Annotated in this window: 10 protein-coding genes and 1 pseudogene; 7 read left to right on the top strand and 4 right to left on the bottom strand. The window is 73.6% G+C overall.

Annotation, left to right across the window (positions count from 1 at the left end):
- The first annotated feature begins 41 nt into the window (after nt 1-41).
- Nucleotides 42-1,109, top strand: coding sequence for a PHP domain-containing protein (locus ACWGDE_RS31170; protein WP_453392379.1), 1,068 nt, complete (start codon nt 42-44; stop codon nt 1,107-1,109).
- On the opposite strand, the gene ACWGDE_RS31165 is transcribed toward ACWGDE_RS31170, so the two are convergent.
- The 3 genes and pseudogenes from ACWGDE_RS31165 to ACWGDE_RS31155 all read right to left on the bottom strand — a co-directional run.
- Entirely contained in the window at nt 1,045-1,818 is a 774-nt protein-coding gene (locus ACWGDE_RS31165) for a VOC family protein (protein ID WP_453392378.1), read from the bottom strand. The genes ACWGDE_RS31170 and ACWGDE_RS31165 overlap by 65 nt on opposite strands.
- A 236-nt stretch (nt 1,819-2,054) precedes the next feature.
- On the bottom strand, nt 2,055-2,222 hold the full coding sequence (locus tag ACWGDE_RS31160; RefSeq protein ID WP_453392377.1) for a zinc ribbon domain-containing protein: 168 nt from the start codon (nt 2,220-2,222) through the stop codon (nt 2,055-2,057).
- A 185-nt stretch (nt 2,223-2,407) separates the two neighbouring features.
- Nucleotides 2,408-2,470 (bottom strand): annotated as a pseudogene (locus tag ACWGDE_RS31155) (helix-turn-helix domain-containing protein); the annotation flags it as partial.
- A gap of 230 nt (nt 2,471-2,700) precedes the next feature.
- On the opposite strand from ACWGDE_RS31155, the gene ACWGDE_RS31150 reads away from it, so the two are divergent.
- The 4 genes from ACWGDE_RS31150 (at nt 2,701) to ACWGDE_RS31135 (ending at nt 6,812) form a co-directional block, all read left to right on the top strand.
- On the top strand, nt 2,701-3,768 hold the full coding sequence (locus ACWGDE_RS31150; RefSeq protein ID WP_453392376.1) for a GNAT family N-acetyltransferase: 1,068 nt from the start codon (nt 2,701-2,703) through the stop codon (nt 3,766-3,768).
- Between the two features lie 46 nt (nt 3,769-3,814).
- Entirely contained in the window at nt 3,815-4,852 is a 1,038-nt protein-coding gene (locus ACWGDE_RS31145) for an isopenicillin N synthase family dioxygenase (protein WP_453392375.1), read from the top strand.
- 60 nt (nt 4,853-4,912) lie between these two features.
- Nucleotides 4,913-5,446: a GNAT family N-acetyltransferase gene (locus ACWGDE_RS31140; protein WP_453392374.1), complete on the top strand. Its 534-nt coding sequence runs from the start codon at nt 4,913-4,915 to the stop codon at nt 5,444-5,446.
- A 223-nt stretch (nt 5,447-5,669) separates the two neighbouring features.
- Entirely contained in the window at nt 5,670-6,812 is a 1,143-nt protein-coding gene (locus tag ACWGDE_RS31135) for a hypothetical protein (RefSeq protein ID WP_453392373.1), read from the top strand.
- Nucleotides 6,813-6,828: 16 nt separating this feature from the next.
- Here ACWGDE_RS31135 and ACWGDE_RS31130 read toward each other — a convergent pair whose 3' ends face one another.
- Complete coding sequence (locus ACWGDE_RS31130; protein WP_453392372.1) at nt 6,829-7,569, bottom strand: GmrSD restriction endonuclease domain-containing protein; 741 nt, start codon at nt 7,567-7,569, stop codon at nt 6,829-6,831.
- Nucleotides 7,570-7,780: 211 nt separating this feature from the next.
- On the opposite strand from ACWGDE_RS31130, the gene ACWGDE_RS31125 reads away from it, so the two are divergent.
- Nucleotides 7,781-8,533, top strand: coding sequence for a hypothetical protein (locus ACWGDE_RS31125; protein WP_453392371.1), 753 nt, complete (start codon nt 7,781-7,783; stop codon nt 8,531-8,533).
- Between the two features lie 156 nt (nt 8,534-8,689).
- Nucleotides 8,690-10,051: an FAD-dependent oxidoreductase gene (locus ACWGDE_RS31120; protein WP_453392370.1), complete on the top strand. Its 1,362-nt coding sequence runs from the start codon at nt 8,690-8,692 to the stop codon at nt 10,049-10,051.
- Nucleotides 10,052-10,058 lie beyond the last annotated feature (7 nt).

Below are 10,058 nucleotides of genomic sequence, written 5' to 3'. Positions count from 1 at the left end.
GCCCGGGTCCCCTCCCCTCCGTCCTACGGAGCGAGGCGGAGATGGACCCGGTGGCGGCACTGGACCGCATCGCCTTCCTGCTGGAGCGGTCCCTGGAGCCGGCCTACCGGGTCCAGGCCTTCCGCACCGCCTCCGCGGCCCTCGTACGGATGGGGGAGCGCGAGGTGGCCGAACGGGCCGCGGCCGGAACCCTCGAAGCGGTCAAGGGCATCGGCCCGAAGACCGCCCAGGCCGTGCGGGAGGCCCTGGCCGGCGAGGTCCCGGAGTACCTGCGGCGGCTGGAGGACAAGGCCGCCGCGCACCCCGAGGGCCCGCCGCCGAGCCCCGGGGCCCTCGCGCTGCGCGCCGCCCTGCGCGGAGACTGCCACGTGCACTCGGAGTGGTCCGACGGCTCCGGGACGATCGAGGTCATGGGCCGGGCCGCCGCCGCCCTCGGACACGACTGGGCGGTGCTCACCGACCACTCGCCGCACCTGACGGTGGCCCGCGGGCTCTCGCCGGAGCGGCTGCGCGAACAGCTGCGGGCGGTGGCCGAACTGAACGCGGTCTGGGCCCCGTTCCGGATGCTCACCGGCATCGAGTGCGACATCCTCGCCGACGGATCGCTCGATCAGGAGCCGGAACTCCTGGCCGAGGTGGACCTGGTGGTCGGCTCCGTCCACTCCAAGCTCCGGATGGACGCCCCCGCCATGACCCGGCGGATGATCACCGCCGTCCGCAATCCGCACCTGGACGTCCTCGGCCACTGCACCGGCCGGCTGGTGACGGGCAGGACCCGCCCCGAGTCGGAGTTCGACGCCGAGGCCGTCTTCGCGGCCTGCGCCGAGTCCGGCGCCGCCGTGGAGATCAACAGCCGGCCCGAACGGCTCGACCCGCCGCGCAGGCTGCTGCGGCTCGCCGTGGCCGCAGGCACCTTCTTCGCGATCGACACCGACGCCCACGCACCCGGCCAGCTCGACTGGCAGACCACCGGCTGCGAACGTGCCCTGGAATGCGGGGTGCCGGCCGAGCGGATCGTCAACACCTGGTCCGCGGCCGGGCTCCTCACCTGGACCCGGACCCGCCGCCCGCCCCGGACCCGGCGGCAACCCGCGACGCCGTCAGGGTGAACAGGGCCCCGTCCGGATCGCGCAGCGCCACCCACCGCTCCGTCGCGCTCTCCTCGGGCTCGGAGACCGTGCGCCCGCCGAGCGCGACCGCCGCCTCCACGGCCGGCTCCAGCTCCGGCACCCGGAAGTGGACGTGCCAGCGCGGCCGGGTGTACGGACTGTACGCACCCGGCTCCACGGGACCGCTGTCCAGCCGTGCCACCGGCTCCCCGCCCTGCCGCAGCACGACCCGGTCCTCCTCGTAGGAGACCTCGCAGCACCCGGCCCGGTCGGTGGCCCACTCCAGGACCTCCCCGTAGAAGATCGCCGACTCGAAGGCGTCGCGCGTGCGCAGCTCCAGCCAGGCCGGGGCGTGTCCGCTGCCCACCCGCCAGCCCGCCGTCACCTGGCCCTCCCAGACCCCGAACACCGCCCCGTCCCGATCCGCCAGCAGCGCCGCCCGGCCCCCCGACTCGAAGGAGACCGGACCCACCGCGACCGTGCCGCTGCGCTCGCGGACCCGGTCCGCCGCCACGTCGGCGTCGTCGACGGCGAAGTACGGGGTCCAGGCCACGGGCACCGCCAGATCCCCGGCCAGCGCGCCGATCCCGGCCACCGGGACCCCGTCCAGCTCGGCCACGGAGAACGCCTCGCCGAGCCGCGCGGGCCGGAACCGCCAGCCCACGACCGCACCGTAGAACCGCTGCGCCGCGCCGAGGTCACGGGCCATCAGGCTCACCCAGCAGGGCGCCCCGAAGACGTCCCTCGTCGAAATCTCCACCGTTTGCTCCGCCCTTCACCGGGGCGCGGTCAGCGCGCGCCGTCCGAGCACAAGCATTGACGCTCGCCCCCTGAAGGAGGGGAGATTCCCACCGTGTCGCAGCTGTGTGCAGCACGTACGTGGTGGTTCCTGTTTCATCGCCCAGTGCCCGGCTTGCCGGGTCTTACGCGGGCTCCGCAGGCGTTTCACGTGTCCGGGCGTCCCTCGGCCACGATGCGCCGTCCTTCACGGCAGATGGTGAGTTCGGCGTTCTCGTCCCGGTCGTGGACTGCACCGCAGGAGCAGGTCCACGACCGGATACCGAGTCCGTCCAGGCCCTTGGGGCCCTCGATGCTTCCGCAGGCGGAGCACATATCTTTGGCCCCTTGCGCGTGCCGCTCTTCGAGGCGAAGAAGTTGGAGCAGGCGGTCTCCAGGTCCCGAAGGGACTGCTGGAGCACCACGGAGGAGGCATGGTCGAGCCACGCCCGTTCGGGGGTCTTCTTCGCCTCGGAGATGAACTGCTTGGACAGTTCGGCCGCAGAGGGCCGGGGAAGGCCCTGATCGTAGGCGTCCTTGCGGGCGCGCAGTGCGTCGTTCCACACGACGCGGGCGCACTCCACGCCCACTGGGCCGTCATGACGAGTCAGTTCCCGATCACTCCGCCGGGATGGCCCAGAGCTGGTCCGGCACTACTGACGGTCACAGCGTGCATGGTCCGACGCCCACGGACCGGCTCTCCGGTAGCGCCCCGCCCCCGGCGCTGGCCCGCAGGTGCGCCACCGGGACCACCGGCCGTGGGGCACGGAAATCCCCTTGGCGGCACACTCGGCGGACACCTAGGGTGCGCCGCATGACGATCATGAACTCCCAGGACATCGATACCGCTGTGTCGCTCACCACGAGGGCGCTGCGGGACGTGGCCCACCTCGACTGGAACGCCCCGGCCGCCGGGCTGGAGTGGAGCTGCCGCGACACGGCGGTCCACGTCGCGGAGGACTTCACGGCCTACGCCGCCCAGATCACGGTCCGGGCGGCGGACGCGTACGTGCCGCTGGAGATACGGGCCGAGGAGGGGACCGGCCCCGCCGGCATCGTCGACATGATCGAGGCCTCCGGCGGGTTCCTGTCCGCCGCCGTGGCCCTCGCCGGGCCGGACGCCCGCGCCTGGCACCCGTACGGCAGGGCGGGCGCGGACGGATTCGCCGCGATGGGCGTCGTCGAGGCCCTGCTGCACACCCACGACATCCTCGGCGGGCTCGGCGTCCACGACTGGGAGCCCGACCACGCGCTCGCCGAGCGGGTCCTGGACCGGCTCTTCCCGCACCTCCCGCGGGGCGACGACGCATGGCGGACCCTGCTGTGGGCGACGGGCCGGGGCGAACTCCCGGGCCTGGCCCGCCAGACGGCCTGGCGCTGGTACGCCGAACCCGTCGCGGCCGAGCGCGTACTGCTCTGCGAGATCTCCCCGATGGCCGCGGCCGACCTGCGGGCGGGCGGCACCGGAGGCTTCGCCTGGGCCGAGGACGGACCCGGCGACGGCACCCGGCAAGCCGCCGGGATGGTGACGAGCGCGCGCGAGCAGGGCACGTACCGGCCGGGCTGGGGGCCGTACGCCATCGTCCGTACGAGCGACCGGCGGGCGATCGGCGGCATGGGCTTCCACAGCGCCCCGGACGCCGACGGCCGCTCCGAAGTCGGCTACGACCTGGTCCCCTCCGCGCGCGGCAACGGCTACGCCACCGAGGCGCTGAAGGCGCTGTCCGCCTGGGCCCTCGCCCAGCCCGGCCTCACCCTGCTGGCGGCCACGACCGACGAGGACAACACACTCTCCCAGGGGGTCCTGCGGCGGACCGGTTTCACCGAGGCCGGCACCGGGGAGGGCCTGGTGCGGTACGTCCTACGGGGCTCCGGGGCCTGACGACACCAGGTCCGCGCGCCCTCCCGGCCCGGAAAGCAGGTTCCGCGTGGTGAGTTCCCAGGTCCCCGTGATCGACCTCGGCCCCTGGCGCTCCGGCGGACCCGCGGAGCGCCGAGGTGTCGCCGAGCGCGTCGACGAGGCGCTGCAGACGGCGGGCTTCCTGCTGGTCGCCGGGCACGGGGTGGACCCGGAGCTGCCCCGGCGGATCCGGGAGGCGGCGCGCACGTTCTTCCGGCTCCCGGCCGCCGCCAAGGCCCCGTACGCCGTCGCGGTCGGCGGCCGCGGCTGGCTCGGCCCGGGCGCGGAGGCCAACAGCTACGCGGAGGGCGAGGCCTCTCCGCCGGACCTGAAGGAGTCGTGGTCCTGGGCGGCCGATGACCCGACCGGGATCGCGGCGGTGGACGCCGAATGGTTCCGGCCCAACGCGTGGCCGGCCGAAGTGCCCGCGCTGCGGCCGCTGGTGGCCGAGTACCTGGCCTCGATGCGGGCGCTCTCCGACGAACTGCTGGAGCTGCTGGCCGCCGCCCTGGGCCTGGAGACGGACCATTTCACCCGGCACACGGGCCACCCCACCTGGGGGTTCAACGTCAACTGGTACCCCGGCACCGAGATCGTCGGGCCGCCGCTGCCCGGCCAGTTCCGCATCGGGGCGCACACCGATTTCGGCACCGTCACCGTCCTGGACCGCGAGCAGGGCGCGGGCGGACTGCAGATCCACACCGACGCCGAGGGCTGGCAGGACGCCCCGTACGATCCGGCCGCGCTCACCGTGAACATCGGCGACCTGATGGCCCGTTGGACGGGCGACCGGTGGCGGGCCGGCCGCCACCGGGTGCTGCCGCCGCCCGCCGACGCACCGGCCGAGGAGCTGATCTCGCTGGTCTACTTCTACGAGTGCGACGCGCACACCCGCGTGGAGTCCCTCCCGGCGCCGCTGGGCCGCGTCACGCACGACCCGGTCGACTCGCACGCCTACCTGCGGGCCCAGCTCGACGCGATCACCGTCCCGGCGGGGGACGAGGCCGGCCCGGGCGGGCCGGGGGATCCGGTGGACGCCGCTGGTCAGGCGGGTCCGGATGCCTAGATCCGGCGTCCCGGGGGCCCCGATTACCCGATGCCGGGCGCGTTCGGCAGGATGTGCCCCATGACCGAGATCCGCACCCCCCGCCTCCTCCTCCGCCGCTGGACCGAGGACGACCTCGTCCCGCTGTCGGAGATCAACGCCGACTCGGAGGTGATGCGCTGGATCGGCGACGGCTCCACCCTCGACCTGGAGGAGACCGCCGAGACCATCGAGCGCTGGGAGGACGAGTGGGACGAGGAGGGCTTCGGGATCTTCGCCGTCGAGCTGCTGGCCTCCGGCGAGCTGATCGGCGCCGTCGGGCTGTCCATGCCGTGGTGGCTTCCCGAGGTCCTGCCGGCAGCTGAGATCACCTGGCGCCTCGGCCGCTCCTTCTGGGGCCAGGGCTACGCCTCCGAGGCCGCGCACGCCACGCTCGAGTTCGCCCTCCAGGACCGGGGCCTCGACCGGGTCGTCGCCGTCAACCGGGCGGGCAACGACGAGTCCGAGAACGTGATCCGCAAGCTCGGCATGACGGCGGAGAAGGACACCGCGCACCCGGAATCCGGGGCGCTGCTCAACATCCACGCCATCGACCTCACGGAGTACGAGGGCTGAGCGGTCGGCCGCCGGCCCCGGTCCGGGGCCGGCCGTGCCCCGACCCGCCCGCCCCGTACACCCACTGCCCCGTACCCCCGTACCCCCGGCCCCCGCATCGACCGATCGGTCGACCCCGTGGTCGGCCGCCGGGCCGAGCGGCCGGCCCCTCCCGCGAGGTGAGGATGGGTACGGGGGAGCGGGCGCACCACCGGCCCCGCCCCCGGAACCGAGAGGGGCAACCATGCCGGAGCAAGACCGACCGGGCCGTCACCCGCGCCGCCGCGTACGGGGGACCCGTACCGCCGTCGCGGCCCTCGCCGGGGCCCTGCTGCTCGGAGCCTGCACCCAGCCCGCCGAGGAGCCGGCCGCGGCGCCCGCGGGCTCCCCGCTGCCGACGGCCTCGCAGACCCCCGGCGGGACCCTCCTCGTCGCCGACTTCGGCGCGGACACCGTCACCTTCGTGGACCCGGAGCGCGGCGCTGTCGGCTCCGTCCCCGCCGGCAGGGCCCCGTACGGCCTGGTGGTCGGCGCGGACGGCCGGGCCTGGGTGGCCACGGCCGAGGGGGTCGCCGTCGTGGACACCCGTACGCGGACCCGGCTGGCCCGGATCACCTACCGCACCACCGGCACCGGGCCCGTCACCGGCGGGGAGTACCGGGGCGGCGGCATGGGCATCGCGCTCTCGCCCGACGGGGCCCGCGCCTACGTCGGGGTGAACGTCCCCGGGACCACCGGAGTCCTGGAGGTCATCGACACGGCGAAGGCCGAGGTCACCGCGGTGGTCCCGGTGGGCCGGCGCCCCTTCGACGTGGACGTGTCGGGGGACGGCTCCGAGGTCTACGTCACCGGCCACGACTCCTTCGACGTCACCGTCGTCCCCGCCGGCTCGCTGCGGCCGCGCCGCATCGAAGTGGCCCCGTACGGGACGGAAGGCGGCCTCGGCTCCTGGCTGAAACCGCACTACACCGTCGTACGGCCGGCCGACGGGATGCTGCTGCTCCCCTTCGAGGGCGAACGGCTCGCGGTGGTGGACCCGCGGACCGGGCGCACCACGATCGAGAAGATGACCGCGGACACCCACCAGCACGGGGCGACGGAAACGGCCGACGGCCGGCTGCTCGTGGTCGGCACGGGGGCGGTGGAGCCCGGCAAGGGCAAGGGCCCGTCCCTCACGGTCCGTTCCCCGGACGGCACGGAACGGGTCCACCCCCTGGACGGACCGCACGAGGACGTGGCCGTCTCCCGGGACGGGCGCACGGCCTACGTCACCGGGGGCTACACCCGCGACGGCTACTGGAACGGCATCACGGTCGTGGACCTCGACAGCGGCGACACCCGCCGACTCGCGGCGGGCACCCGCCCCCTGGGCATCGCTGTCCTCTAGGCCGTCTTTTTCGGTGTCATGCCGCGCACGTGTCCAGCATCGTGGAGAGCATCTGCTTCTCCGGTTCGGTGACGGTCAGGCCGTACGCCGACTTCACGGTCGTCCAGGCCCGGCCGTACTGGCACCAGGACGCCTTCGACGGCGGCTGCCACAGGTCGGGGCTCTGGTCGCCCTTCGAGCGGTTCGACTTGGCTGTCACCGCCAGCAGTTGCGGGTGGGTCAGATCGTTGGCGAAGGCCTTGCGCTTCGCGGCGTCCCAGCCGGCCGCGCCGGAGCGCCAGCCCTCGGCCAGCGGCACCATGTGGTCGATGTCCATCTTCGACGCCTCGGTGACCACGACGTCGTCGTACAGGCTCGTCCACGTGCCGGACACCGCCTTGCACTCGGAGTCCCGGGTGACGTTCGTGCCGTCCCGCTGGAGGACGACCTCGCGGGTGTCGCACTTGTCGCCCTGTTCCGCCCAGTGCGTGAACTTGTCCCGGCTGTAACCGGACATGGTTCCCGGCGCGGCCACCTTGAGCCCCGCCAGCTGGGTACGGGCCACGGCCGTGGAGACCATGCCGGGCAGCCGGTCCCCGGGAGCGGGCTTGGCGTCGTCGGGGGCGGCGGGCGAAACGGACGCGGCGGGCGGGGCGGAGGAGGCGGTGCCCGGTTTCGGGTCGTCCCCGGGGGCCGTCCCGGTCCCCGAACATCCGGCGAGCGCCAGCAGCGCCGCGGCCGCCAGTACCGCACCGGGCACACGTATCTGACGTCCCATTACCCCACCCCGAGCCTGCCGTGCACTGTGTCCCGGGCAGCCTACCCATGCCGGACGGGTCCCCAAGCCAGGCGCGCGTGGGCACGAACGGGCGCGCCGTGCGGACGCCGTGGGGCGGGGGTGGATCCGCGCCGGGATCCGAGCCGGCCGGGCCGGGAGGGAACCGCGGGTGCCGCCGTCCCCTCTTGTAGCGGGAAAGGGGGCGACGGCCATGAAGAAGACCAGGACCACCGGGTCCGCGACCGCGCGAACGGCACTGGCGGGGCTCGCGGGACTGCTGTGCGCGGTGCTCGCGGGATGCGGCTCCGTCCGGGCGGGGGAGGTGGCAGGAGCCGCCTCCGTGGCGGCGCCGAGTCCGACGATCTGCGATCTGGACGGGCCGACGCCCGGCGGCACGGGCACCGGCACGTCGTCCCCCGACGTCCCGACGGACCAGGAGACGGGCTCCTACGCGGGTCCGCCGACCGATCAGGAGACGGGTTCCTACGCCGGCCCGCCCACGGACCAGGAGACGGGCGCGTACGCCGGCCCGTCCACCGACCAGGACACGGGCGTCCCCGACCCGCCCACCGGCCGGGACACCGGCGCCCCGGACCCGCCCACCGACGGCACGGCCGCGCCCGGCGCCCCCGGGGCCGTCACCAACGGCGCGGGCCCCTGTGGCGCCGCCGGATGGTTCGACATGACCCGGGAGTTCGCCGGCTACTACGCCAAGCACCGCACCGAGGCGGACCAGGACATCACCGTCACGGGTGCCGCCGCGGTCCGCGTCCGCAAAGTGGGCGGGGAGGGCCGGGCGGAGGTGAGCTTCACCACCGCGGGGGTGGGCAAGAGCCGCGGCGACGACGCCCGCAGGCTGGTACGGGTCTTCGCGGACTGGCGCCGCGCGGAGTACGGGGACACCGGTACGGTCACCGTCCGCACCCGCGAGACCTACCCGGTGGTCGTGACCGGCACCTGGTGAATCCCCGTGCGGACCGGGCCCACCCCCAAGCCCTGCTTGGACAAGCCATAAGGCTGAGTTATAGGGGCATAAATAGGGGGTGGGTGCTGGGTTAGGCTTGCCTCAGTTTAGTGTTCCCTTGATCGAGTCAATTCGTCGTTCGAAGGGAATCCAGACATGCCTCGCCCCCTGCGGGTAGCAATCGTCGGTGCCGGCCCCGCCGGCATCTACGCCGCCGACGCCCTGCTGAAGTCCGAGGCGGCCACCGAGCCGGGTGTCTCCATCGACCTGTTCGAGCGGATGCCGGCGCCCTTCGGTCTGATCCGGTACGGCGTCGCCCCCGACCACCCGCGCATCAAGGGCATCATCACCGCCCTTCACCAGGTGCTCGACAAGCCGCAGGTACGTCTCTTCGGCAACGTCGACTATCCGAACGACATCAGCCTCGACGAGCTGCACTCGTTCTACGACGCCGTGATCTTCTCCACGGGTGCCACCGCCGACCGCGACCTCACCATCCCGGGCGTCGAGCTCGACGGCTCCTACGGCGCCGCCGACTTCGTCTCCTGGTACGACGGTCACCCCGACGTCCCGCGCACCTGGCCGCTGGAAGCGGAGAAGGTCGCCGTCCTCGGCGTCGGCAACGTCGCCCTCGACGTGGCCCGCATCCTCGCCAAGACCGCCGACGAGCTGCTGCCCACCGAGATACCCGCGAACGTCTACGACGGCCTCAAGGCCAACAAGGCCCTCGAGGTCCACGTCTTCGGACGCCGCGGCCCCGCCCAGGCCAAGTTCAGCCCGATGGAGCTGCGCGAGCTCGACCACTCGCCGAACATCGAGGTCATCGTCAACCCCGAGGACATCGACTACGACGAGGGCTCGATCGCCGAGCGCCGCAAGAACAAGCAGACCGACATGGTCGCCAAGACCCTGGAGAACTGGGCGATCCGCGACGTCGGCGACCGCCCGCACAAGCTCTTCCTGCACTTCTTCGAGTCGCCCTCGGAGATCCTCGGCGAGGACGGCAAGGTCGTCGGTCTGCGCACCGAGCGCACCGAGCTCGACGGCACCGGCAACGTCAAGGGCACCGGCAAGTTCACCGACTGGGACGTCAAGTCCGTCTACCGCGCCGTCGGCTACCTCTCCGACGAACTGCCCAAGCTGCCCTGGGACGTCGCTTCCGGCACGGTCCCGGACGAGGGCGGCCGCGTCATCGAAGCGGGCGCGCACCTGCAGTCGACGTACGTCACCGGCTGGATCCGCCGCGGTCCGATCGGCCTGATCGGCCACACCAAGGGCGACGCCAACGAGACGGTCGCGAACCTGCTCGCCGACCACGCGGAAGGCCGTCTGCGGACCCCCGCCGCGCCCGAGCCGGAGGCCGTCGAGGCCTTCCTCGCCGGTCGGGAGATCCGCTTCACGACGTGGGAGGGCTGGTACAAGCTCGACGCCGCCGAGAAGGCACTGGGCGAGCCGCAGGGCCGCGAGCGCATCAAGCTCGTCGAGCGCGAGGACATGCTCGAGGCGAGCGGGGCCTGATCCCCGG

This window comes from Streptomyces sp. NPDC054956, from assembly GCF_053609185.1.
The sequence above is the reverse complement of the archived record's forward strand: the minus strand, read 5'-3'. Positions and strand labels throughout refer to the sequence as shown.

Excerpts from the sequence above, each read along its gene's own strand:
- ACWGDE_RS31170 (WP_453392379.1), top strand. The coding sequence starts at position 42 with ATGGACCCGGTGGCGGCACTGGACCGCATCGCCTTCCTGCTGGAGCGG.
- ACWGDE_RS31165 (WP_453392378.1), bottom strand. The coding sequence starts at position 1,818 with ATGGCCCGTGACCTCGGCGCGGCGCAGCGGTTCTACGGTGCGGTCGTG.
- ACWGDE_RS31160 (WP_453392377.1), bottom strand. The coding sequence starts at position 2,222 with ATGTGCTCCGCCTGCGGAAGCATCGAGGGCCCCAAGGGCCTGGACGGA.
- ACWGDE_RS31150 (WP_453392376.1), top strand. The coding sequence starts at position 2,701 with ATGACGATCATGAACTCCCAGGACATCGATACCGCTGTGTCGCTCACC.
- ACWGDE_RS31140 (WP_453392374.1), top strand. The coding sequence starts at position 4,913 with ATGACCGAGATCCGCACCCCCCGCCTCCTCCTCCGCCGCTGGACCGAG.
- ACWGDE_RS31135 (WP_453392373.1), top strand. The coding sequence starts at position 5,670 with ATGCCGGAGCAAGACCGACCGGGCCGTCACCCGCGCCGCCGCGTACGG.
- ACWGDE_RS31130 (WP_453392372.1), bottom strand. The coding sequence starts at position 7,569 with ATGGGACGTCAGATACGTGTGCCCGGTGCGGTACTGGCGGCCGCGGCG.
- ACWGDE_RS31125 (WP_453392371.1), top strand. The coding sequence starts at position 7,781 with ATGAAGAAGACCAGGACCACCGGGTCCGCGACCGCGCGAACGGCACTG.
- ACWGDE_RS31120 (WP_453392370.1), top strand. The coding sequence starts at position 8,690 with ATGCCTCGCCCCCTGCGGGTAGCAATCGTCGGTGCCGGCCCCGCCGGC.